The organism is Rhodanobacter caeni, assembly GCF_039523575.1.
Classification (GTDB): domain Bacteria; phylum Pseudomonadota; class Gammaproteobacteria; order Xanthomonadales; family Rhodanobacteraceae; genus Rhodanobacter; species Rhodanobacter caeni.
In genome coordinates, this window is the sequence record NZ_BAAAFO010000003.1 from 529,932 (window position 1) to 552,748 (window position 22,817).

Sequence of the window (22,817 nt, forward strand, 5' to 3'; positions counted from 1 at the left end):
GGGAATGGGGAATCGGAAAACCGGCATTGGCCGCGAATGGGCATGGGGAAGAAGGAACGATCAAGCCACGAGCGCGCATGGCGTTGCGCCTTTCAACGATTCCCCATTCCCGACTCCCGATTCCCGGCCTCACTTGAAACTATCCTTGTTCTTCGCATACCCCTGCGCCTGCTGGCGCGAGACCACGCCGCGCTTGACCAGGTCGAGCAGGCACTGGTCGAGGGTCTGCATGCCGAACTGCTGGCCGGTCTGGATCGAGGAGTACATCTGCGCCACCTTGTCCTCGCGGATAAGGTTGCGGATGGCGGGGATGCCGACCATGATCTCGTGCGCCGCGATGCGGCCACCGCCCACTTTCTTCAGCAGCGACTGCGAGATCACCGCGCGCAGCGATTCGGACAGCATCGAGCGCACCATCGGTTTTTCGCCGGCGGGGAACACATCGATGATGCGGTCGATGGTCTTGGCTGCCGAGCTGGTATGCACCGTGGCGAACACCAGGTGGCCGGTTTCCGCCGCCGTCAGCGCCAGCCGGATGGTTTCCAGGTCGCGCAACTCGCCCACCAGGATGTAGTCCGGGTCCTCGCGCAGCGCCGAGCGCAGCGCCTCGTTGAAGCCGTGCGTGTCGCGATGCACCTCGCGCTGGTTGACCAGGCACTTCTGCGAGGTATGCACGAACTCGATCGGGTCCTCGACCGTCAGCATGTGGCCGTATTCGGTCTTGTTGATGTGGTCGACCATCGCCGCCAGCGTGGTGGACTTGCCCGAGCCGGTGGGCCCGGTCACCAGGATCAGGCCCTGCGGCTGCTCGATCAGTTCCTTGAAGATGCGCGGGCAACCCAGGTCTTCCAGCGTCAGCACCTCGGAGGGAATGGTACGGAACACCGCGCCGGCGCCGCGGTTCTGGGTGAATGCGTTGACGCGGAAACGCGCCAGGCCGGGAATCTCGAACGAGAAGTCGGTCTCGTAGAACTCCTCGTAATCGCGCCGCTGCTTGTCCGACATGATGTCGTAGATCAGCGAATGCACTTCCTTGTGTTCCAGCGCCGGGATGTTGATGCGGCGCACATCGCCGTCGACGCGGATCATCGGCGGCAGGCCGGCGGAAAGGTGCAAATCCGAAGCCTTGTTTTTCACCGAGAACGCAAGCAGTTCGGCAATGTCCATCTATCGCTCCCCTCAAAACCGATCGTCTGGATGCATGGATTGATGCCGCATGGAACAGGACGGTGGATTGACCGGAGCAAGCCGCGCCAGCGCGAACGCCGGCGCGATCCGAAACCCGGTAAGCCCTTCCCCTTGCGGCGGCTTCGATACTACTCGCGCAAGCCGCTGCGCGACCACTGTTTTCCGGGTGGACATCGCAAACCTTCGACGCAGTTTGCAGGTCGCGCGGAGGTGCCGGTCGACCGCATCGCCACGCCGGCAATTTTCCCCGCCGCGGCCGGCTCGGTTAGGCTAGGCAACCCGGCGCGCAAACCGCGCAGCCGCGACTTCATGCGTTTGGACTAGGTGTACCGATATCGCCGTTAGGCGCGACGACCGCCGGGGTCGGTTATCGACAAAAAGCAAAACCGGCGTTGCCTGAAGCCTGCCACAGGTGTCCCGGCAAGGCCCTCAGCGAGGATTTTCATGACACAGATTGCTTTCATTGGCGGCGGCAACATGGCGCGCAGCCTGATCGGCGGATTGCTGAAGCACGGCACGGCGCCGGGCGATATCCACGTCGCCGAGCCCATGGCCACTGCCCGCGAGGCGCTGACGCGTGACCTGGGCGTGACTTGCCATGCCGACAATGCCGCCGCCGCGGCCGGCGCCGAGGTGGTGGTGCTGGCGGTCAAGCCGCAGGTGATGCCGGCCATCCAGGTCGGACTGCGCGGCATCCTGCAGGACACCGCGCCGCTGCTCATCTCGATCGCCGCCGGCGTGCGCATCGACCAGCTCGAACGCTGGTTTGGCGCCTTGCCGATCGTGCGCTGCATGCCCAACACGCCCGCCCTGATCGGCGCCGGCGCCACCGGGTTGTGCGCCAACGGCGCGGTGAGCGCGGCCCAGAAGGCGAAGGCGCAGGAGGTTCTGGACAGCGCCGGGCTCACCCGCTGGATCGACGACGAAGCCCTGATGGATACGGTCACGGCATTGTCCGGCTCCGGTCCCGCGTATTTCTTTGCCTTGGTCGAGGCCATGGAAGCCGCCGCCGTGGCGCAGGGCCTGCCGCGCGACGCCGCCCGCGCGCTGGCCGCGCAGACCTGCCTGGGCGCCGGTCGCATGCTGACGGAAGGCAGCGAGGATGCAGGCAGCCTGCGCCAGCGCGTCACGTCGCCCAACGGCACCACCCAGGCCGCGCTGGAAAGCTTTGCCGCCGATGGCCTGCCCGCCATCGTGGCGCGCGCCATGGGCGCGGCCAGGCAGCGCGGCGCCGAACTTGCCGCCAGCCTGGATGAGCCCTCGTGAGCTACCTGCTGAACGCCCTCGGCCTGCTGATCGAACTGGCCTTCAACGCGGCCGTCACCCTGCTGCTGCTGCGGGTGCTGGCCGAAGCCTGCCGCGCGGATTTCCACAATCCGCTGAGCCAGTTCGTCTATCGCTACACCAACCCGGTGCTGGCACCGGTACGCCGGGTGATTCCCAACTGGCGCCGGATCAACCTGGCCGGCCTGTTGCTGGCGTGGCTGGCGATGGCACTGAAACGCTGGGTGTTGTTTGCGGTGATGGGGGTCATGCCGGGGCTGGTCGGCCTGCTGGTGCTGTCGCTGGCCGAGCTGCTCGATTTCGCCTTGATGTTCTACCTGATCCTGGTTTTCGCGTGGTCGTTGCTGAGCATGTTCGCGGTAGACCAGCGCCATCCCGTCCTGCGCCTGCTGGACGCCATCGTGGCGCCGCTGATGCGGCCGCTGCGCGGCAGGATGGTCGTGGGCATGATCGACTTCTCGCCGATGGCGGTGATGATCGCCTTGCTGCTGGCGCGCATGCTGATCGCCGCGCCGTTGATGGATCTTGGCACAAGGTTGGCCCTGGCCGGCTGAGCCTTTCCTGCAGCCGCTGCTGGAAGCCGGCTCAGCGCCGCGCCCACCCGGCGATGATGCGATGGATCTGGTCCAGCCCATCGAACAGCGCGGCCGGGCCGGGCTGCAGGATGATCGGCGACTTGATCTCGTACAGGTCGCCGCTCTGCACCGCGGGAATGGTGTCCCAGCCCGGCCGTGCCGCGACCTTCTCCGGCCGAAACCGCTTGCCGCACCACGAGCCCAGAATGATGTCCGGCGCACGCCGCACCACTTCGTCGCCGTTGGGCAGAATGCGCTGCTTCGCCAGCGGCTCGCGCGCCAGTTCGGGAAAGCAGTCGTCGCCGCCGGCGATGCCGATGAGCTCGGCGACCCAGCGGATGCCGGTGATGATCGGCTCGTCCCACTCCTCGAAATACACCTTCGGCCGTCGCGGCAACCGGGCCACGGCGCGCTGGATGTCGGCCATGTGCCGCGCCGCTTCCTGCGCATACGCCTCGGCCTTTGCGGCGGCGCCCACCATCGCGCCCAGCCGCCGGATATAGGCGAGGATGCCGTCCACGCTGCGGTGGTTGCTGATCCACACCTCGACGCCGGCCTTGATCAGCTCGCGCGCGATATCGGCCTGGATGTCGGAAAAGCCGATCGCCAGATCCGGCTCCAGCTTCAGGATCTCGCCGATCTTCGCGCTGGTGAAGGCCGATACCTTCGGCTTTTCCCGCCTCGCCCGCGGCGGCCGCACGGTGAAACCGGAGATGCCCACGATGCGGTGCGCCTCGTCCAGCGCGTAAAGCACTTCGGTGGGCTCCTCGGTGAGACAGACGATGCGTTGCGGGTAGGCGTCGGGCATGCGCGGCATCAGACGGGCATGCCATCCGGCAGCATGGGCCGGCCGTTCAACATCCCAGCACCGTCACCGTGACCTTGCGCTGATGCGGGTGGGTCCGATGCTCCCACAGGTAAATGCCCTGCCAGGTGCCCAGGCGCAGGCGACCGCCCGCGACCGGCACGGTCAGGCTGACGCCACAAAGGACCGAACGGATATGGGCGGGCATGTCGTCCGGGCCTTCCGCGTCGTGCCGGAACATCGGATCGCCATCGGGCACCACCCGCGCCATCCAGCGCTCCAGGTCGCCGCGCACGGTGGGGTCGGCGTTTTCGCTGATCAACAACGAGCAACTGGTGTGCGCCGTGAACACGTGGGCGATGCCCGTCTGCACCGCGCTGGCGGCCACCAGGTCGGCCACCTGGCGGGTGATCTCGAAAAAACCGCGGCCGCGCGTGGCCACGGTGAAGCCGTTCTGGTCGACCGGCCGGTTGGCTCCGGCATCGTTCATGGCACGCACCGATTCATGGATACAGCAGGCGGTGGGTCCAGGTCTGGCCGTGGCGGTTCCAGCGCACGCGCTCGTGCAGGCGGAACTGGGCGCCGTACCAGAACTCCAGCGTGTCGGGCTCGACCACGAAGCCGCCCCAGTGCGCCGGCCGGCTGACGTCACGCCCCGCGAATTCCTGCTCGTAGCGCGCCACGCGCTGCTCGAAGGTCTGCCGATCGGGCAAGGTCTGCGATTGCAGCGATGCCCAGGCGCCGATCTGGCTGCCGCGCGGCCGCGTGGCGAAATAGGCGTCGGATTCGTCCTCCTGCAATTTGCGGGCATGCCCTTCCACCCGCACCTGCACACCGTGGCGGATCTGCTTCCAGTGCAGGCACAACGCCACCTGCGGATGCACGTCCAGCTGGGAGCCCTTGTCGCTTTCGTAATTGGTGAAGAAGCGGAACCCGCGCTCGTCCACGCCCTTGAGCAGCACGATGCGCGAAGCGACGCGGCCGGAAGCGTCCACCGTGGCCAGGTTCATCGCGGTGGGCTCGGGGTCGCCGCTGGCCCGTGCCTCCTCCAGCAACTGCTGGAAAGTGTGCAACATCTCGGAATTCAGCATGGCTTTGAAAACTTTTCCTTGAATCGTGGCTCGCGCGCGCCATCATGGGGGAGATGGACACCACGCATATTAGCTCAATCCCTCCGCCACCCCGCGCCGCACGGAGGGTAGCGCCTGCCCGTTGCGCGACACGTTCGCACGCCATGGCCGGGCGCGAATGAAGCCCCACGCGGACACCCAGAACGAGGCGCTGGCCGGCCATCTGCTCGATCACTACGCCGGCCGCATCGCCCGGTCGCGGCGGCCGTACGTACTGGGGCTTTCCGGCCTGCAAGGCAGCGGCAAGAGCACGCTGGCGCGGGTGATGAAGGCGCAGGCCCAGGCGCGTGGCTGGGCCACCGAAGTGCTGTCGCTGGACGACTTCTACTACGCCCGCAGCGAGCGCGAGGCGCTGGCCCAGCAGGTGCATCCGCTGTTGCGCACCCGCGGCGTGCCGGGCACCCACGAGATCGAACTGCTGATGTCGGTGCTGGCCGCGCTGCCGCATGCGTCGGACAAGCTGCCGGTGACCCACCCGCGCTTCGACAAGGGTCGCGACACCCGCTTTTCGCCCTCGCGCTGGCCACGCATCAAGCACGCGCCGAAGCTGGTGATCGTGGAAGGCTGGGCGCTGGGCATCCGGCCGCAGGCGCAATCGGCGCTGGTGGCGCCGATCAACGACCTGGAACGCCGCGAGGACGCCGACGGCAGCTGGCGGCGCTGGGTGAACAAGCAATTGCGCAGCTACCAGCCGCTGTGGCGCAAGTTCGACGCGCTGATCGTGTTGCAGGCGCCAAACTGGGACATCGTGCGCCGCTGGCGCGGCCAGCAGGAGCAGGAATTGCTGGCCCGCCACGCACCGCTGGCGATGGACGCCGAGGCGATGGACCGCTTCCTGTCGCATTTCGAACGACTGAGCCGCCACGCCCTGGCCACGCTGCCCGCGCTGGCCGACAGTTGCGTGGAGTACGACGACGACCGCCACGTCACTGGGCTAAGCCACGACTGACGCCATGGCGCGCCACGGCAATCGCGTCGACCTTCAGCCGCCCAGCAGCGCCGCATAACCCTCCCGCGCGTCGGGCCAGCGCAGATTGAAACCGCTTTGCCGCAGGCGCGCATTGCTCAGGCGCTTGCTGCCCACGCCGCCAGGCGCCGGCCCCGCGGCCGGCCGCGGCGCACCGATCCGGGCTGCCAGGTCGTCGTACAGCACATCCAGCGGCAGCGGCGTGTCGTCGGCGCCGATATACACCTCCTGCGGATCAGGCAGGCCAAGCAGGTGCACGATCGCGGCCGCGGCGTCATCCACGTGGATGCGATTGGCCCAATGCGGCGGATCGCGCGGCACCGTGGCCACACCGGCACGCAGGCGGTCCAACAACTGCAACCGCCCCGGGCCGTACAGGCCGGCCAGGCGCAATACGACGGAGGACACCGGCTGCGCCGCCAGCCAGCGCTCGGCTTCCAGCAACACCGTGCCATTGAAGCCTTTCGGCACCGGTGGGGTGTCTTCGTCGACCCAGCCTTCGCGTTGGGCGCCGTAAACGGCGCTCGACGAGACGAACACCACCCGCCGCAGCGCTTGCCGATCCAGCACCGACAACAGATGGCGCAAGCCGTCGAGGAAGATGGCGCGGTACGCCGCCTCGTCGCGGCGGTCGGGCGTGGGCAGATAGACCAGCCGGGTGAGCCCTGGCGGCATCTCGCGCAAGGTTTCAGGCTGGTGCAGGTCGGCGCGAAGCCAATGGATATCGAGCGCTTCGTCGGCGCATGGCGTGCGACGCAACGCCCACACAAGGTCGCCACGATCCCGCAGCCGGCGTGCCACGCGCAGGCCCAGATCGCCGCACCCGGCCAGTAAAACGCGTTCGGCCATATTAAGTTCTGCTGCTAAAGTTCGCGGATGAATCCGTCGCCCAACCTCTTTCTCATCGGCCCCACCGGCGCGGGCAAGAGCTCCGTCGGGCGACGGCTGGCCGCCCATTATGGCCTCTCGTTCGTCGACCTGGACCAGGAGATCGAACGGCAGACCGGCGTGGACATTCCCACCATCTTCGAGATCGAGGGCGAGGCCGGTTTCCGCCAGCGCGAGAGCCTGCTGCTGGATGCCTGCAGCGCCCGCGCCGGCGTACTGCTGGCCACCGGCGCCGGCGCGGTGCTGGATGGCGCAAACGCCGAAAAGCTGGCCGCGCGCGGCTTCGTGGTGTGGTTGCAGGCCAGCATCGAGCAGCAGCTTGAGCGGCTGGAGCGCGACACGCATCGACCGCTGCTGGCCGGTACCGACCGCCGCGCGCGGCTGCAGTCGATGGCGGAAACCCGCGAGCCGCTGTATCGCCGCATCGCCGACCTCACCGTCTCGGGCGGCGGCAGCACCATCGCCACGGCGGCGGAGCGCTGCATCGATCTGATCGACCACCACTGGCAACGCCAACCCATCAGGCCATCACAAACCGCATGAATGATTCCATCACCACGATTGACGTTGCCCTCGGCGCGCGCCGCTACCCGATCTGGATCGGCCACGACCTGCTGGCCGATCGCGACCGTTGGCGTGCCATGCTGCGCGGCCGCCACGCGCTGGTGATCAGCAACACCACCGTCGCGCCGCTCTACCTGGAGCGCGTGGCGCGGGGGCTGGAGGGGTTGTCGTGGTCGTCGTTCCTGCTCGAGGACGGCGAGTCGCACAAGTCGTTCTCCAACGTGGAGCACGCGCTGCAGGCGCTGGCCGACCTGGGCGCCACCCGCGACGCCTGCGTGATCGCGCTGGGCGGCGGCGTGGTGGGCGACCTGGCCGGCTTCAGCGCCGCGTGCTGGATGCGCGGCATCGACTTCATCCAGATGCCGACCACGCTGCTGGCGATGGTGGATTCCTCGGTGGGCGGCAAGACCGGCGTCAACCTGCCCGCGGGCAAGAACCTGGTCGGCGCCTTCCACCAGCCGCGCGCCGTGGTGGCCGACATCGACACCCTGGCCACCCTGCCCGAGCGCGAATACAGCGCCGGCCTGGCCGAGGTGGTGAAGGGCGCCGCGATCGGCGATGCCGCCTTTTTCGAGTGGCTGGAGGAGCACGCCGATTCGCTGATGGCGCGCAACACGGCGCTGCTGATCGAGGCCATCGCGCGCAAGGTGCGCTACAAGGCCGGCGTGGTGGCACGCGACGAAACCGAGCAGGGCGAGCGCGCCCTGCTCAACCTGGGCCACACCTTTGGCCACGCTCTGGAAACGGCCGGCCATTACACCGCCCTGCTGCATGGCGAGGGCGTGGCCGTAGGCATGGTGCTGGCCGCGAAGATGTCCGAACGCCTTGGCATGAGCGACGCAGCCGATCGCGACCGGCTGCAACGTCTGCTGCAACGGCTGGCGCTTCCCACCACGGTGCCCGCCGGCATGGACCCGCAGCAGCTGCTGGAGCTGATGCGGCTGGACAAGAAGAACGCCAACGGCCAGCTGCGCCTGATCCTGTGGCGCGGCATCGGCAGGGCCGAAATCGTGGGCGGCGTGGATGAAGCCGAGGTGCTGGGCGTGCTGCAGGCCGCCACCGCCCCGTAACAGGCCAGAGTCCTATAAGCTGTAGGGTCCCGCCGATCCACTTCGCTCCACCGATCGCCATGCGCCTCTACCTGCAAACCGTGCCCGGCAGCGCCGACGCGCCACGCTACGTCCAGATCACGCTGGAGCAGGACCTGCTTGGCGGCTGGACGTTGTATCGCGAATCGGGCACGCAAGGTGGCCGTGCCACGCTCAAGCGCGAGCAATACCTTGAACGCGACGAAGCCATCGCCGCGTTCGAGAAAACACGCGACGCCCAACTCAAGCGCGGCTTCCGCCTGATGTTCAGCCAAGGCCAGGACGGCCCCTACGGACGTTGAAATGACCGACGCGTTGAAAAACGATCGCTTCCTGCGCGCGCTGCGCCACGAAGCCACCGACACCACGCCGATCTGGGTGATGCGCCAGGCCGGCCGCTACCTGCCCGAGTACCGCGCCACCCGCGAGCGCGCCGGCAGTTTCATGGGCCTGGCGCAAAACCCGGAATTCGCCTGCGAGGTGACGCTGCAGCCGCTGGAACGGTTCGAGCTGGACGCGGCGATCCTGTTCTCCGACATCCTCACCATTCCCGACGCGATGGGCCTGGGCCTGTCGTTTGCCCATGGCGAAGGCCCGCAGTTCGCGCAGCCCGTGCGCACGGCCGCCGACATCGCGAAACTGGCCGTGCCCGACATGGACGGCGAGCTGCGCTACGTGATGGACGCGGTACGGTTGATCCGGCGCGAACTGCACGGTCGCGTGCCGCTGATCGGCTTTTCCGGCAGCCCGTGGACGCTGGCCTGCTACATGGTCGAGGGCCGTGGCTCGCGGGATTTCGCCACGCTGAAGGCGATGTGCTGGAACGAACCGCGGCTCGCGCACCAATTGCTCGACACGCTGGCCCGCGCGGTCAGCGCCTATCTCGTCGCTCAGGCCCATGCCGGCGCGCAGGCGCTGATGATTTTCGACACCTGGGGCGGCCTGCTCGGCCCTGCCCCGTTCCGCGAGTTCTCGCTGCGCTACATGACGCGGATCGTGGACACGTTGAAGGGCGACCCGGCCACGCGCGAGCTGCCCGTCACGCTGTTTTCCAAGGGTGCCGGTGCCCATCTGGCGGAAATGGCCGACAGCGGTTGCACCGCGCTGGGCGTCGACTGGACGATCGACCTGGCCGACGCCCGCCGTGCCGTGGCCGGCAAGGTGGCGCTGCAGGGCAACCTCGATCCGGCCGTGATGCATGCCAGCCCCGAGGTGATCCGCCGCGAGGCGCGCGCCGTGATGGACAGCTACGGCAATCACCCCGGCCACGTCTTCAACCTGGGCCACGGCATCACCCCCGAGGTGAAGCCGGAACACGTGAAAGTGCTGGTGGACGAAGTACACGCCTACGGCCGCGAGCTCCGCGCGCGCTGAACCCGCCGCGCTGGTCGCGACCGCCTGTCGCGTCGTCCCTTCAAGCGCTTGGTCACGTTTGGGCCATCCGGACCTGCGCCCGTACAATGGGGGTTTTCACACCACCTGTGCGCCCCGGCGGCGTGTCATCGCGAGTCCCCATGGAAAAGAGTTTCGAGCCCGCCCAGATCGAGTCGACGTGGTATGCGCGCTGGGAAGCCAGCGGCGCCTTCCGACCCTCGGGCGAGGGCGAGCCGTATTGCATCCTGCTGCCGCCGCCGAACGTCACCGGCACGCTGCACATGGGGCACGCGTTCCAGCAGACGGTGATGGACATGCTGGTGCGCTACCAGCGCATGCGTGGCCGCAACACGCTGTGGCAGGTCGGCACCGACCACGCCGGTATCGCCACGCAGAAGATCGTGGAGAACCAGCTCGCCGTGGAGGAAAAAACCCGGCATGACCTGGGACGCGATGCCTTTGTCGAGCGGGTGTGGAAGTGGAAGGAGGAGTCCGGCTCCACCATCACCAACCAGATGCGCCGCATCGGCGCGGCCGCGGACTGGTCGCGCGAACGCTTCACCATGGACGAGGGCCTCTCCGCCGCCGTGCGCAAGGTGTTCATCGACTGGTATCGCGCCGGCCTGATCTATCGCGGCAACCGGCTGGTCAACTGGGACCCGGCGCTGGGCACGGCCGTTTCCGACCTCGAAGTGAACAACGTCGAGCGCGATGGCCACATGTGGTCGATCCGCTACATGACCGTCGACGGCGCCGCGTCGCTGGTGGTCGCCACCACCCGGCCTGAAACCATGCTCGGCGACGTCGCCGTGGCAGTGCATCCCGAGGACGAGCGCTACGCGCACCTGATCGGCCAGATGCTGCACCTGCCGCTGACCGGGCGGCAGATCCCGGTGATCGCCGACGAATACGTGGACAAGGATTTCGGCACCGGCGCGGTGAAGATCACCCCCGCGCACGACTTCAACGACTACGCGATCGGCCAGCGTCACAAGCTGGCGCCGATCACCATTTTCACGCTGGATGCCCGGATCAACGACAACGCGCCGGAGAAGTACCACGGGCTGGATCGCTACGACGCGCGCAAGGCCGTGCTGGCCGACCTCGAAGCCGCCGGCCTGCTGGTCGAGACCAAGGCGCACAAGCTGCAGGTGCCGGTGAGCCAGCGTTCGGACGCGGTGATCGAGCCGATGCTGACCGACCAGTGGTTCGTCGATCTCACCTCCGAGACCCTGGCCGATGGCCGCCCGGGCGGCCGCAAGGCCATCACCGAACCGGCGCTCGATGCCGTGCGTTCGGGCCAGATCAGGTTCGTGCCGGAGAACTGGGCCAACACGTACACGCAGTGGCTGGACAACATCCAGGACTGGTGCATCAGCCGCCAGCTGTGGTGGGGCCACCGCATCCCGGCGTGGTACGACGAGGCCGGCAACATCTTCGTGGGCGAGGACGAGGCCGACGCGCGCGCCAGCGCCAACACCGCGCCGGTGGGCGCGCTGCGCCAGGACGACGACGTGCTGGACACCTGGTTCTCCTCCGCGCTGTGGCCATTCTCCACGCTCGGCTGGCCGGCCGACGGCCCGGTGAAGAACGAGCGCGGCGAGATCGTCGCGAACTGGGCGCAGGACAAGATCTTCCTGCCCAGTGCGGTGCTGGTCACCGGCTTCGACATCATCTTCTTCTGGGTCGCGCGGATGGTGATGGCGACCAAGTATTTCACCGGAAAGATCCCGTTCCGCGAGGTCTACATCAACGCCATCGTGCGTGATGCGGAAGGCCAGAAGATGTCCAAGTCCAAGGGCAACACGCTGGACCCGCTGGACCTGATCGACGGTATCGCGCTGGAGCCGCTGGTGGAGAAATCCACGAAGTCGCTGCTGATCCCGCAGGTGCGCGCCAAGGTCGAGAAGCGCATCCGCAAGGATTACCCCGCCGGCATCCCGGCGATCGGCACCGACGCGCTGCGCTTCACCTTCGCCGCCCTGGCCAGCTACAGCCGCACCATCAACTTCGACATCAAGCGCGCTGAAGGCTACAAGGCGTTCTGCAACAAGTTGTGGAATGCCGCGCGGTTTGTGTTGATGAACGTCGGGGATTCGGGATTCGGGATTGGAAATCCGGAGAAACCGGTGACCGAGGCGGAGCGGTGGATTCTCACTCGCCTGAAGCAGACGCTTGCCGAGGTTGAACAGCATTTCGTCAGCTACCGCTTCGACCACCTGGCGCAGGCGTTGTACGAGTTCGTGTGGAACGAGTACTGCGACTGGTTCCTGGAGTTGTCCAAGCCTGCATTGAATGGCGATGATGCTGCTGCCGCGGCCTCGACCCGCCACACCTTGCTGGTGGTGCTGGAATCGGTGCTGCGCGCGCTGCATCCGGTGATCCCGTTCATCACCGAGGAGATCTGGAAGGACGTTGGGCCGAAGCTCGGCCTCAGCGAGGAAAGCCTGATCCTCCGGCCGTGGCCGAACGCCGACGACGTCGTGGCCGACGAGGCGGCGACGGGCGAGATCGAGTGGTTCAAGAACGTGCTTTCCGGTATCCGCAAGATCCGTTCGGAAATGAACATCCCGCCGGGCAAGACGATCCCGCTGCTGTTCGCCGATGGCGACGCCAGCGACCATGCGCGGGTGGCCAAGTTCGCCGCGCAGATCAGCTTCCTCGCCCGCACCGAAACACCGCAGTGGATCGACGCCGGTGCCGACGAGCCCGCCTCGGCCGCCGCCGTGGTCGGCGCGCTGCGCGTGATGATTCCGCTGGCCGGGCTGATCGACCTGGAAGCGGAGAAGGCGCGCCTGGCCAAGGAGATCGGCCGGATCGAGGTCGAGATCAGGAAATGCGAAGGCAAGCTGGGCAACGCCAACTTCGTGGCCAATGCGCCGGCCGAGGTCGTCGCCCAGGAACGCCAGCGCATCACCGATTGGAACACCACGCTCGCCGCACTGCGTGAGCAGGCGCAGAAGCTGGGCGGCTGAGCCTTGCTCCCCTCCCCCGCTTGCGGGGGAGGGGCCGGGGGAGAGGGGCTCTTCGCACCGAACCGGAAGAGCAGAAATGCCCTTTGCCTATTTCTCGATATCGCCTACGGCGATCCCTTTGCCTATTTCTCGATATCGCCTACGGCGATATCGAGGCACCGATATCGAGCGCCATCACGATCGCCTCTTCGCGCCCGTTGCGGGCCGGGTAATAACGCGGTCGCCGACCGATCTCGCGAAAGCCGGTCGACGCATACAGCGCGCGGGCGTCGGTGTTGGATGGCCGCACTTCCAGAAACACGCGCGCGGCACCGTGCCAACGCGCGCTGTCCAGCAGCCGGCGCAACAGGTAACGGCCCAGGCCCTGGCCGCGCCATCGCGGGCTGATGCAGAGATTCAGCACATGCGCCTCGCCCGCGCCCATCGAAAGAATGCCGTAGCCCGCGATGGCGTCATCCACCACCAGTACCCAGCACGGGTAGCCTGCCTTGAGGCAATCGGCAAAGACGCCGGGCGACCAGGGGAATTCGTACGACGCCAGTTCGATCTCGCCAACGGCGGCAAGATCGTCCGCCGTCATCGTGCGCATCCGGGCCGTGGGATGGGCGAGCGCGACCACGAGGTCAGCCCGTGGCGCCAGCCAGCGCGCGGCGCAAGGTGCGCAAGGCGATCCACAGGCGCCGCTTGGAGGCCGCGTGCGACAGCACCTGCGACGGCTCGTCGACCAGCACGATCTGCGCGCGCTGCATCACCTCGGCCGGCAGGCGGCGGCCCAGCGCGTGGGCCTGGGTTTCGCCGAACACCAGATAGGCGCGTGCCGACGGCGGCTCCTGTGCGAGTTCGCCGGACGCGTTCACGCTGAGCCGCGCGGCACGCGCCAGCCAGGCCCCACAGGCGCCAAACGTACGCCCCAGCAGATCGAGCTCGCGCGTGGCGCAGCCATCGGGCAAGACCACCACGCAGGCGCCGGGCGCATCGCCCCCCCGCGCCGGTGCAGCCTCGATGCCGGGCGCGAGCGCTGCCGGCGCGGCGCGGCGCACCCACGGCACCATGCCCAGCGCGCGCAACACCCGCGCGCGGTGGGCCGCATCGGCGCGGCGCATGACGGCGCTCACCCGGCGCCGCGGCGTCCCCGCCGCCGATGCTCGGCCAGGCCCCACAACGTCAGCACGGGGCCGGACAACAGATAAACCGTGAATCCCGCCAGCAGTACCCGCGGCGTGTCCAGGATCAGCAACGCCAGCAACAGCACCGCGCCGACCATCCAGCCGAACGGCACCCGCTGGCGATCGCCGGTCGGCAGCGACTTGAAGCTGTAATAGCGAAACCGGCTCACCATCAACAAACCGGCAATCACGGCAATGAACGGCACCACGAAGCACACGTCGGTACCCGGCACCCCGAATTTCTCCATGCTCCAGACGAACGACATGCAGACCCCCGCCGCGGCCGGACTGGCCAGCCCCTGGAAATAGCGCTTGTCGATCACGCTGACCTGGGTGTTGAACCGCGCCAGCCGCAACGCGGCGCAGGCGACGTAGATGAAGGCCGCGGCCCAGCCCAGCTTGCCCCACAGCGGGCCGAAATCCTTCAGTGCGGACAAGGACCACGTGTACAGCACCAGCGACGGCGCCAGGCCGAAGCTGACCAGGTCCGACAGCGAGTCGTACTGCACGCCGAATTCGCTCTGGGTGCCGGTCATCCTCGCCACGCGGCCGTCCATGCCATCGAGCACGGCGGCAAAGAAAACCGCCACCGCCGCATCGGCATAGAACCCGCTGATGCTGGCAATGATCGCGTAGAAGCCGGCAAACATGGCGCCGGTGGTGAACAGGTTGGGCAACAGGTAGATGCCCCGGTGCCGCGGCGCGCGGACTGGCATTGGCTCGCTCATGAATCAAACCGTGACAGGATGCGCGAAGTGTAAACCATCGCTTGAGTCCCGATCGCCGGAGTGATAACAAGGACAGGCTGCGTATCCACCAGGGGCCCTCCATGCAACGTTCATTGATCGCCGTGGCGCTGATGCTGCTGACGCCGCTGGCCACGGCCCAGGTCTACAAATGGACCGACAGCCAAGGCACCGTGCACTACTCGCAGACCGCGCCGGCGGCCGGCGTCGATTTCAAACGGATAAAGACAGTCCAGTCCACCGCGGCACCGGCGCAGGACGCCGAGACGCAGGCGCCGGCGCCAGCGCGCACGCAATCCGCGCCCCCAGCCAGCCAGCCCATTGCCGACACACCCGCCAACCGCAAGACGCTGTGCGATTCGCTGCAGGCAAACCTGAAGCTGCTCAAGGGCAGCGGCCCGGTGGTGATGCAGCAGGACGGCAAATCGACCGCACTCGACGATACCCAGCGCCGGCAGCAGATCGCCGCCGACGAAGCGCAATACCAGCAATATTGCCAGGCGGAATGAATGGCGTTTTTTCCCCATTCGCACGCCTTTCAAACGCGTCGGCGCAAAACCCTTATTCACGTGGCATAGCCGCTTCCCGTGTGGTCTGACGGCTATAATCGGCGCCTTTCCCCACGCCGGATCCACTCGCATGCGCCTCAGCCAATTCCACCTGGCCACCGTCAAGGAAATCCCTGCCGACGCCGAAATCGCCAGCCACAAGCTGATGCTTCGCGCCGGCATGATCCGGCGACTGGCTTCCGGCCTGTACACCTGGTCGCCGCTGGGCTTGCGCGTGCTGCGCAAGGTCGAAAACGTGGTGCGCGAGGAAATGAACCGCGCCGGCGCGATCGAACTGCTGATGCCGTCGGTGCAGCCGCGTGAACTTTGGGAAGAAACCGGCCGCTGGGAAAAATTCGGTGGCCAGCTGCTGAAAATCAAGGACCGCAAGCAGCAGGAATTCTGCTACGGCCCCACACATGAGGAAGTCATTACCGACTTTGCCCGCAACGAGCTGAAAAGCTACAAGCAGCTGCCGGTCAACTTCTACCAGATCCAGACCAAGTTCCGCGACGAGATCCGCCCGCGCTTCGGCGTAATGCGCGCGCGCGAATTCCTGATGAAGGACGCTTATTCCTTCCACCTCACGCAGGAGTCGCTGGCCGCCACCTATGCGGCGATGTACCAGGCCTACACACGTATTTTCACCCGCCTGGGATTGAGCTTCCGCGCCGTGCAGGCCGATACCGGCGCGATCGGCGGCAACGCCAGCCACGAATTCCAGGTGCTGGCCGATTCGGGTGAAGACGCGATCGCGTTTTCCGACGGCTCCGATTACGCGGCCAATATCGAGAAAGCCGAGGCGCTGGCGCCCACCGGCGAACGCCCGGCCGCCACCGCACCGTTGCAGCAGGTGGCCACGCCCACCCAGAAAACCATCGAGGATGTCGCCGCGTTCCTTGGCGTTTCGCCCGATCGCTGCGTGAAAACCCTGCTGCTGCGCGGACGCGACGGACTGGTCGCGTTGTGCCTGCGCGGCGATCACCAGCTCAACGAGGTCAAGGCGGCGAAACTCGATGAGCTGGGCGGTGAATCGATACTGGCGAACGAAGAGGAAATTCTCGCCGCCGTCGGCACCCGCCCGGGTTTCATCGGACCAGTGGGGCTGCCCGATTCGATCCCGGTCATCGTCGATCGCGACGCTGTCGTACTCGCCGATTTCGTCTGCGGCGGCAATGCCGACGGCACCCATTACACGGGCGCCAACTGGGAGCGCGATGCGCGCATCACCCGTATTGCCGACATCCGCAACGTGGTCGAAGGCGACCGCTCGCCCGATGGCGAAGGCATCCTGCATATCGCGCGGGGCATTGAAGTGGGCCACGTTTTCCAGCTCGGCACCAAATACGCCCAGGCGCTCGACGCGGTCGTGCTGAATGACCAGGGCAAGACGCAGGTGATGACGATGGGTTGCTACGGCATCGGCGTGAGCCGCATCGTGGCGGCCGCCATCGAGCAGCGCCACGACGATGCCGGCATCGTATGGCCCGAGGCGATGGCGCCATGGCGCGTGGCCGTGTGCGTGATCAATCCGAAACATCTGCCGGCAGTAAGCGAAGCGGCACAAGCGCTTTACGAGGCATTGAATGCACGCGGCATCGAAACCGTTCTGGATGACCGCGGCTTGCGTCCCGGCGGCATGTTTGCCGACATGGAATTGATCGGCATTCCGCACCGGGTGGTGATCAGTGATCGCGGCCTCAGTGCCGGTACTCTTGAATATCGTGCCCGCACCGATACCGAAAGCCGCGCCATCACCCAGGAACAACTATTCGCCTTGCTCGACTGATCCGCGCTCCGGTTATCTAAGTAGCAAGGCGAAACGTTGCGCGGATGGCCATGCATTACCGGGCAACGCCGGCAACGTGAAACCGGGGTGATTAAAGTTAATCGCCGTAGCGGTGTGCCCTGCTAATGAGGCACTTGCTTTGCATTCAATTTTCTTTTCGTGGAGAATCGTGGGGTGGCACTTCGTCTGTTCCACTCCGTTGCAGCCAATTCAACATTACCGATAACCACTCCCGGAGTCCCCCATGGCCGTCGACATCAAAAACCTCAACCATAACCAGCTCAACGAACTGATCAGCAAGGCACAACTGCGCCAGACGGAGCTGCGCAAGGAAAAGGTGGCCAAGCTGCGCGAGAAAATCCACGCGCTGATCAAGGCCGAGGGTTACAGCTTCGAGGACATTTTCGGCCAGGGCCGCACCAAGAGCCGCCGCACCGGTCCGGTGGCGCCGAAGTACCGCAATCCCGCCGACCCCTCGCAAACCTGGTCCGGCCGCGGCAAGCGCCCGCGCTGGTACAACGACGCATTGAAGGCGGGCAAGAAGGAAAAGGATCTGGCGATCTGATCTACCGCCCGCGTTTTGCAACCGTCATGCGGTGATTCACGCCCGCGCATCGGTTGAAAGCATCAGGCCCGCAGACGTCCCGGACGCATGCGGGCTTTTCTTTGAGTGCGGCATACAAAGTTGCGCACGCGGGCCGGCCTAAAAAGCTTCCTCTCCCTTTGGGATGCTCTGATCAAGTCCTTGCTCGTCATTCCAGCGAAAGCTGGAATCCAGTGCCTTCAAGCAGTTGCCGAGGCACTGGATCCCAGCTTTCGCTGGGATGACGACTTGTTCAGACCTTTCTTTGGGGAGAGCATTGAGGAGAGGGGCGGGTGCTCGCGGGGAAGTTGATGGCGGGGCTTTTCGGCGGCGTGGATGGATTCGTTGGGCTATCCCGCGGCGTGTCCCCTCTCCCCGCGGGGAGAAGGTATTACGGTTTCTTTGAGGTGATGGGGTTTGGCCGGGTCGCCATGACCGCGCGGCCGAGTCAGAGCATGCCGGTTTCGAGTTTCGCGGCGTCCGACATCATCGAGTGGCTCCATGGCGGATCGAACACCAGGTCCACGTCAGCCTCGACGATGGTGGGGATCATCTCCAGCTTGGTCCGTGCGTCGTCCACCAGGATGTCGCCCATGCCGCAGCCCGGCGCTGTCAAAGTGAGTTTCACGTAGACCTTGCGCTGGCCTTCGGCGGTCTGCTCCAGGCTGAGGTCATAGACCAGCCCCAGGTCGACCACGTTCACCGGGATTTCCGGGTCGAACACGGTGCGCAACTGATCCCACGCCAGTTTCTCCACGTCTTCGTCGGTGGCGTCGGCAGCCACTTCGATGGGCTCCGGCGGCTGCTTGCCCAGCGCATCGGCATCGTCGCCGGCAATGCGAAACAGGTTGCCGTCGACGTAGACCGTGAAACTGCCGCCTAGCGCCTGTGTGATGTAGCCGATCTGGCCTGCCGGCAAGGTGATCACCTCACCCTGCGGCACCATGACCGCGTTGCAATCGCGCAACAGGGTGAAAGGTTCGCTGCTCAGACTGAAACCGCTCATGCCACTCATAACCCGGATCAATGGGCGCGACAAGATACCGCGCCGGCCCTCTATTATGCCGCCGGCCGCTGCGGGCTGCTTGTTCCAGATCAAGCGTGCGCCAGTAAAGCGGCGGCGTGCGGGCATGCGCGCCTTGTGCTCGCGTTATGATCGACGCTTTATCCGGGGAACCACCATGATCGCCATTCTTTCGGGCCTGTCGCCTTCATGAGCGTGCATTCGGTTGCCCGCGCGGTCTTCGCACTGGTCTGTGCGGCCATGCTGGGATTCGCGGCCGGTGCCCTGTGGATGGTGGCCGCGCTTTACGCCGGCCATGCCACATCGTGGCTGGCCTTGCCGTTTGCGGTGGTGCTGGCCTGGACCATAAGGCACTGGGTGCATTCGCCAGGCGGCTACGCCGCGGCGCTTGCCGCGATGGCGGCGCTGCTGGCAGCACTGTACGTCAACCTGCTGATGGCCGGCGCACTGATTGCGGCCAACATGGGCATGGGCATCGTCGAGGCCTTGCGCACGGCCGGCACCGGCATGTTGCTGCAGCTGGCGCGGCTGGGTTTCTCGGCAGTGGACGCCGGCTGGTACCTGGCCGCCGCCGTGGTGGGCGCGGCGCTGGCGGGACGTCCTGCTCGACGGGGCGCCCGGCACGACTGAATCCCGAGCCCGCGAAGAGGCCCGCTGCCGGGCTTCCTCGGCAAGCGATCTCAGTCGTCGAGCGATTTCAGCTCGTTCACCAGCTGGCCCGCGGCGGCCTGGCCGTCGCCGTACAGCATGCGCGTGTTGTCGGCGTAGAACAGCGCGTTCTCGATGCCGGCAAAACCCGTGCCCTTGCCGCGCTTGATCACGATCACGTGTTTCGCCGCGCTGACGTCGAGGATCGGCATGCCGTAGATGGGCGAGGCCGGATCGGTTTTCGCCAGCGGGTTCACCACGTCGTTGGCGCCGATCACCAGCGCCACGTCGGTGGCGGCGAATTCGGGATTGATCTCGTCCATGTCGGCGATCAGGTCGTACGGCACGCCGGCCTCGGCCAGCAGCACGTTCATGTGTCCGGGCATGCGCCCGGCCACGGGGTGGATCGCGAACTTCACCTTCACCCCGCGCTTGATCAGCAACTGGGCGAACTCCCACACCTTGTGCTGCGCCTGCGCCACCGCCATGCCGTAGCCGGGCACGATCACCACGCGCTCGGCGTAGGCCATCATCACCGCCGCGTCGCTGGCCTCGACCGGCTTCTGCGCGCCACCGATCGCCTGCGCCTCGCCGCCCGCCGCGCCGAAACTGCCGAACAGCACGTTGCCGATCGAGCGGTTCATCGCCTTGGCCATCAACTGGGTCAGCAAGGTGCCGGCCGCGCCGACCACCATGCCGGCGATGATCATCGCCTCGTTGCCCAGCACGAAACCCTCGAATGACACGGCCAGGCCGGTGAACGCGTTGTACAGCGAGATCACCACCGGCATGTCGGCGCCGCCGATCGGCAGCGTCATCAGCAGGCCGAACAGCAGTGCCAGCACGAAGAACAGCGCCACCAGCGGCCCGCTGACGTGGCCGGACGCCAGCAGCACGCCCACCACGACGGCCGCCGCCAGCAGCAGCAGGTTCACCACGCGCTGGCCGGGAAACACGAAGCGCTTGTCCATCCACCCCTGCAGCTTGGCGAACGCCACCAGCGAACCGGAAAAGCTCACCGCGCCGATCAGCGCGCCCAGCACGCCCAGCGAAAGCTCCACCGGCGAGAGCAGCGGCGCGCCCTGCATCGTATCGACCAGGGCCAGCGCGCGCGCATAGCCGATCAGCTCGACCGCGCCGATCGCCGCCGCCGCGCCGCCGCCCATGCCGTTGTACAGCGCCACCATCTGCGGCATCGCCGTCATCGCCACGCGGCGGCCGGTCCACCACGCGGCGCTGACGCCGATCAGCACCGCGGCAACGATCAGCCCGCGGTTGTGCATGTCCGGCAGGAAGAACGTGGCCAGCACCGCCAGCAGCATGCCCACGCCGGCCCACACGATGCCGCCGCGCGCGGTGCGCGGCGAGCTCATGCGTTTCAGGCCCAGGATGAACAGCAGCGCCGCGAGGAAATAGCAGGCCTTGATGAGGGTCGGCAGCAGGCTCATCCGCGCTCTCCCTTGCCGGCGCCCGGCTTGCTGGACTTGAACATCTCCAGCATCCGCTCGGTCACCACGTAACCGCCGGCCGCATTGCCGGCGCCCAGCAGCACGCCCACGAAGCCGACCGTCACCTCGAACGGGGTCTGCGCGTGGCCCAGCGCGATCATCGCGCCCACCAGCACGATGCCGTGGATGAAGTTGGAGCCGGACATCAGCGGCGTATGCAGGATCACCGGCACCCGCGCGATGATCTCGTAGCCGCAGAACGCGGCCAGCATGAAGATGTAAAGTGCCAGGAAACCGTCGATCATGACCCCACCCTGTCAGGAACTTGGTTCCCGCATCATACGGTTGTCCGTCAACCGGCGCGAGCTTGCCGCGTTCAAGCATGGAGTCGAACGATGGAGCCCGAAAATGCAGCACGCGACGCGACGGGCGCGACGGCCATGAACAGCGCGGTCGACGCGCTTGGCTCGGACATCGCGCTTGAAGAAGCGACGCCGGCCACCTTGGACGCGTTCCTGGCGCAGGTCGAGCGCCGCGCGTTCCGCATGGCGGAAATGCAGCTGCGCCACCGCGAAGACGCCATGGACGCGGTGCAGGACGCCATGCTGCGGCTGGTGCGGCATTACCGCGACAAGCCCGCCACGGAATGGGCGCCACTGTTCTGGGGCATCCTGCGGCGGCGGGTGGTCGACCTGCAGCGGCGGCGCAAGGTGCGCTCGATCGTGGTGGGCTGGCTCGGCGGCGGCCACGACAGGGACGGCGACGAACTGCCGGCATGGGAGCCCGCCGACGACAGCCCCGACCCGCTGGACCGGCTGCACGACGTGCAGTCCTACGCCGACCTGGCCGCCGCGCTGAACACTTTGCCCAGGCGCCAGCGCGAAGCGTTCATGCTGCGCATGCTGGAAGGTCTCGACGGCAAGGAAACGGCTGCAGCCATGGGCTGCAGCGAAGGCAGCGTGAAAACCCATCTGTCGCGCGCCATGCACACGCTGCGCGACCAACTGGAGAACTGGCGATGAACATGCCCGACACCGAGTCCACTCGGCCTGGTGATCGATCCGGCGGCCTACCGGGCGAGCTGTCCGACCAACGGCTGCAACAGCGCGCCCGCGAGCTCTACCGCGAAGCCGGCCGACGCGTCGACCCGGCCACCGCCGGGCGCTTGCGCGCCGCCCGCAGGCAGGCGCTTGAGGCGGCGGACAAGCCATCGCGCCAGGTCAGCCGCTGGCTGATTCCGTCCGGCGCGGTTGCCGTGATCGCATTGGCGTCCCTGATGCTGTGGCAGCCGTTGCCGCACAGCGGCGGCAGGCCGGCGGTTGCCGTCGACACGGCCACCGACCTCGACAACGAATTGCCGCCGGATGCCGACAAGACCGATCCGGTGCTCTACCAGAACCTGGATTTCTACACCTGGCTGGCATCCGCCGATCGCCACCCGACGACGCGCTGAGTCATGAAACCACTACTCCGCATCGCACTCTCCCTGCTGCTGGCCGGCGCGCTCGGCCAGGCCTTCGCCGCCCCCCCGCCGGACGACGCAGGCGCCCCCCCGCCGTCCTGGAGCAGCCTTTCCGCCGCCCAGCGCGACGTGCTGGCGCCGCTGCAGCACGAGTGGGATACCCTGCCGGCGCGCAAACGGGCGCACATGCTCCATCGCGCCGAACACTGGGCCACGCTCCCGCCTGAAAAGCGCGCGGAAATCCGCCAGCGCATCGAGCGCTGGCAGCAGATGACGCCCGAACAGCGTCGCCAGGCGCGCGCCAACATGCGCGAGTTCCACAAGCTGCCGCGCGAGCAGCGCGAACAGCTGCACGCCACGTTCGAGCGGTTCCAGAGCCTGCCGCCGCCGCAGCGCGAACGCCTCATTCGCCAATGGCGCGCGCTGACGCCGCAGCAGCGGCTGGAGTGGCGCGAGCCCATGCACGCGCCCCCGCCGCCGCACCACCCGCCACCGCAGACACCGCCGCCTGCGCATCCCCTGTGACGGCGGCAGAAACCGGGGCCACGTCGCGTCAACGAAGCAC

The 22,817-nt window shown here is 66.9% G+C and carries 26 protein-coding genes; 15 read left to right on the top strand and 11 right to left on the bottom strand.

The window, feature by feature from the left end:
* Nucleotides 1-129: 129 nt before the first annotated feature.
* Entirely contained in the window at nt 130-1,167 is a 1,038-nt protein-coding gene (locus tag ABD017_RS10975) for a type IV pilus twitching motility protein PilT (protein ID WP_056077357.1), read from the bottom strand.
* 465 nt (nt 1,168-1,632) lie between these two features.
* Here ABD017_RS10975 and proC point away from each other — a divergent pair, with 465 nt between their 5' ends.
* The gene (gene proC / locus ABD017_RS10980) at nt 1,633-2,454 is read left to right on the top strand and encodes a pyrroline-5-carboxylate reductase (protein ID WP_343882791.1); all 822 of its coding nucleotides are present in this window, start codon (nt 1,633-1,635) and stop codon (nt 2,452-2,454) included.
* Nucleotides 2,451-3,026: a YggT family protein gene (locus tag ABD017_RS10985; protein WP_343882792.1), complete on the top strand. Its 576-nt coding sequence runs from the start codon at nt 2,451-2,453 to the stop codon at nt 3,024-3,026. Before proC ends, ABD017_RS10985 begins: the two co-directional genes overlap by 4 nt.
* Before the next feature lie 31 nt (nt 3,027-3,057).
* Here the strand turns inward: ABD017_RS10985 and ABD017_RS10990 are convergent, their stop codons facing one another.
* The 3 genes from ABD017_RS10990 to pdxH are packed head-to-tail and all read right to left on the bottom strand — an operon-like array spanning nt 3,058 to nt 4,967.
* The gene (locus ABD017_RS10990) at nt 3,058-3,855 is read right to left on the bottom strand and encodes an ABC transporter substrate-binding protein (protein WP_343882793.1); all 798 of its coding nucleotides are present in this window, start codon (nt 3,853-3,855) and stop codon (nt 3,058-3,060) included.
* Nucleotides 3,856-3,901: 46 nt separating this feature from the next.
* Entirely contained in the window at nt 3,902-4,342 is a 441-nt protein-coding gene (locus ABD017_RS10995) for a secondary thiamine-phosphate synthase enzyme YjbQ (protein WP_343882794.1), read from the bottom strand.
* Nucleotides 4,343-4,355: 13 nt separating this feature from the next.
* Complete coding sequence (pdxH, locus tag ABD017_RS11000) at nt 4,356-4,967, bottom strand: pyridoxamine 5'-phosphate oxidase (protein WP_343883098.1); 612 nt, start codon at nt 4,965-4,967, stop codon at nt 4,356-4,358.
* A gap of 133 nt (nt 4,968-5,100) precedes the next feature.
* On the opposite strand from pdxH, the gene ABD017_RS11005 reads away from it, so the two are divergent.
* Entirely contained in the window at nt 5,101-5,931 is an 831-nt protein-coding gene (locus tag ABD017_RS11005) for a kinase (RefSeq protein ID WP_343882795.1), read from the top strand.
* A gap of 33 nt (nt 5,932-5,964) precedes the next feature.
* Here the strand turns inward: ABD017_RS11005 and ABD017_RS11010 are convergent, their stop codons facing one another.
* Nucleotides 5,965-6,798: an NAD-dependent epimerase/dehydratase family protein gene (locus ABD017_RS11010; protein ID WP_343882796.1), complete on the bottom strand. Its 834-nt coding sequence runs from the start codon at nt 6,796-6,798 to the stop codon at nt 5,965-5,967.
* 27 nt (nt 6,799-6,825) lie between these two features.
* Here ABD017_RS11010 and ABD017_RS11015 point away from each other — a divergent pair, with 27 nt between their 5' ends.
* The 5 genes from ABD017_RS11015 (at nt 6,826) to ABD017_RS11035 (ending at nt 12,838) form a co-directional block, all read left to right on the top strand.
* Nucleotides 6,826-7,380 carry a shikimate kinase gene (locus tag ABD017_RS11015; RefSeq protein WP_343882797.1) on the top strand — a complete coding sequence of 185 codons (555 nt, stop codon included), beginning with the start codon at nt 6,826-6,828 and terminating at the stop codon, nt 7,378-7,380.
* Nucleotides 7,377-8,471: a 3-dehydroquinate synthase gene (gene aroB, locus ABD017_RS11020; protein WP_343882798.1), complete on the top strand. Its 1,095-nt coding sequence runs from the start codon at nt 7,377-7,379 to the stop codon at nt 8,469-8,471. The genes ABD017_RS11015 and aroB overlap by 4 nt, the downstream gene beginning before the upstream one ends.
* Nucleotides 8,472-8,530: 59 nt before the next feature.
* Nucleotides 8,531-8,791: a WGR domain-containing protein gene (locus ABD017_RS11025; protein WP_343882799.1), complete on the top strand. Its 261-nt coding sequence runs from the start codon at nt 8,531-8,533 to the stop codon at nt 8,789-8,791.
* A 1-nt stretch (nt 8,792) separates the two neighbouring features.
* Complete coding sequence (hemE, locus tag ABD017_RS11030) at nt 8,793-9,863, top strand: uroporphyrinogen decarboxylase (protein WP_343882800.1); 1,071 nt, start codon at nt 8,793-8,795, stop codon at nt 9,861-9,863.
* Between the two features lie 140 nt (nt 9,864-10,003).
* Nucleotides 10,004-12,838 (top strand): valine--tRNA ligase, encoded by a 2,835-nt coding sequence (locus ABD017_RS11035; RefSeq protein WP_343882801.1) that lies wholly within the window; start codon nt 10,004-10,006, stop codon nt 12,836-12,838.
* Nucleotides 12,839-12,977: 139 nt separating this feature from the next.
* On the opposite strand, the gene rimI is transcribed toward ABD017_RS11035, so the two are convergent.
* Genes rimI through ABD017_RS11050 form a run of 3 tightly spaced genes read right to left on the bottom strand, consistent with a single transcriptional unit; the run spans nt 12,978 to nt 14,732 of the window.
* Nucleotides 12,978-13,418, bottom strand: coding sequence for a ribosomal protein S18-alanine N-acetyltransferase (gene rimI / locus ABD017_RS11040; protein WP_343882802.1), 441 nt, complete (start codon nt 13,416-13,418; stop codon nt 12,978-12,980).
* A 43-nt stretch (nt 13,419-13,461) separates the two neighbouring features.
* On the bottom strand, nt 13,462-13,941 hold the full coding sequence (locus tag ABD017_RS11045; RefSeq protein WP_343882803.1) for a hypothetical protein: 480 nt from the start codon (nt 13,939-13,941) through the stop codon (nt 13,462-13,464).
* Nucleotides 13,942-13,949: 8 nt separating this feature from the next.
* Nucleotides 13,950-14,732 (bottom strand): CDP-alcohol phosphatidyltransferase family protein, encoded by a 783-nt coding sequence (locus tag ABD017_RS11050; protein WP_343882804.1) that lies wholly within the window; start codon nt 14,730-14,732, stop codon nt 13,950-13,952.
* A gap of 101 nt (nt 14,733-14,833) precedes the next feature.
* Between ABD017_RS11050 and ABD017_RS11055 the strand changes: the two genes are divergently transcribed.
* The 3 genes from ABD017_RS11055 to ABD017_RS11065 all read left to right on the top strand — a co-directional run bounded on the left by ABD017_RS11055 (nt 14,834) and on the right by ABD017_RS11065 (nt 17,652).
* Nucleotides 14,834-15,259, top strand: a complete 426-nt coding sequence (locus ABD017_RS11055) for a DUF4124 domain-containing protein (RefSeq protein WP_343882805.1) — start codon at nt 14,834-14,836, stop codon at nt 15,257-15,259.
* Nucleotides 15,260-15,389: 130 nt separating this feature from the next.
* Nucleotides 15,390-17,087: a proline--tRNA ligase gene (locus ABD017_RS11060; protein WP_343882806.1), complete on the top strand. Its 1,698-nt coding sequence runs from the start codon at nt 15,390-15,392 to the stop codon at nt 17,085-17,087.
* A gap of 244 nt (nt 17,088-17,331) precedes the next feature.
* Nucleotides 17,332-17,652 (top strand): H-NS histone family protein, encoded by a 321-nt coding sequence (locus tag ABD017_RS11065; RefSeq protein ID WP_343882807.1) that lies wholly within the window; start codon nt 17,332-17,334, stop codon nt 17,650-17,652.
* A 466-nt stretch (nt 17,653-18,118) separates the two neighbouring features.
* Here the strand turns inward: ABD017_RS11065 and sufT are convergent, their stop codons facing one another.
* Complete coding sequence (gene sufT, locus ABD017_RS11070) at nt 18,119-18,676, bottom strand: putative Fe-S cluster assembly protein SufT (RefSeq protein WP_343882808.1); 558 nt, start codon at nt 18,674-18,676, stop codon at nt 18,119-18,121.
* Nucleotides 18,677-18,883: 207 nt separating this feature from the next.
* Between sufT and ABD017_RS11075 the strand changes: the two genes are divergently transcribed.
* Complete coding sequence (locus ABD017_RS11075) at nt 18,884-19,324, top strand: hypothetical protein (RefSeq protein ID WP_343882809.1); 441 nt, start codon at nt 18,884-18,886, stop codon at nt 19,322-19,324.
* A gap of 50 nt (nt 19,325-19,374) precedes the next feature.
* On the opposite strand, the gene ABD017_RS11080 is transcribed toward ABD017_RS11075, so the two are convergent.
* Both ABD017_RS11080 and ABD017_RS11085 read right to left on the bottom strand, forming a co-directional pair.
* Nucleotides 19,375-20,790 carry an NAD(P)(+) transhydrogenase (Re/Si-specific) subunit beta gene (locus ABD017_RS11080; protein ID WP_343882810.1) on the bottom strand — a complete coding sequence of 472 codons (1,416 nt, stop codon included), beginning with the start codon at nt 20,788-20,790 and terminating at the stop codon, nt 19,375-19,377.
* Nucleotides 20,787-21,095 (bottom strand): NAD(P) transhydrogenase subunit alpha part 2, encoded by a 309-nt coding sequence (locus tag ABD017_RS11085; protein WP_343882811.1) that lies wholly within the window; start codon nt 21,093-21,095, stop codon nt 20,787-20,789. The genes ABD017_RS11080 and ABD017_RS11085 overlap by 4 nt, the downstream gene beginning before the upstream one ends.
* A gap of 135 nt (nt 21,096-21,230) precedes the next feature.
* On the opposite strand from ABD017_RS11085, the gene ABD017_RS11090 reads away from it, so the two are divergent.
* From ABD017_RS11090 to ABD017_RS11100, 3 genes are read left to right on the top strand one after another with little or no spacing between them, the layout of a single operon-like run.
* On the top strand, nt 21,231-21,812 hold the full coding sequence (locus ABD017_RS11090; protein WP_343883100.1) for an RNA polymerase sigma factor: 582 nt from the start codon (nt 21,231-21,233) through the stop codon (nt 21,810-21,812).
* On the top strand, nt 21,809-22,243 hold the full coding sequence (locus ABD017_RS11095) for a hypothetical protein (protein WP_343882812.1): 435 nt from the start codon (nt 21,809-21,811) through the stop codon (nt 22,241-22,243). The genes ABD017_RS11090 and ABD017_RS11095 overlap by 4 nt, the downstream gene beginning before the upstream one ends.
* Nucleotides 22,244-22,246: 3 nt before the next feature.
* Nucleotides 22,247-22,777 carry a DUF3106 domain-containing protein gene (locus ABD017_RS11100; RefSeq protein WP_343882813.1) on the top strand — a complete coding sequence of 177 codons (531 nt, stop codon included), beginning with the start codon at nt 22,247-22,249 and terminating at the stop codon, nt 22,775-22,777.
* Nucleotides 22,778-22,817 lie beyond the last annotated feature (40 nt).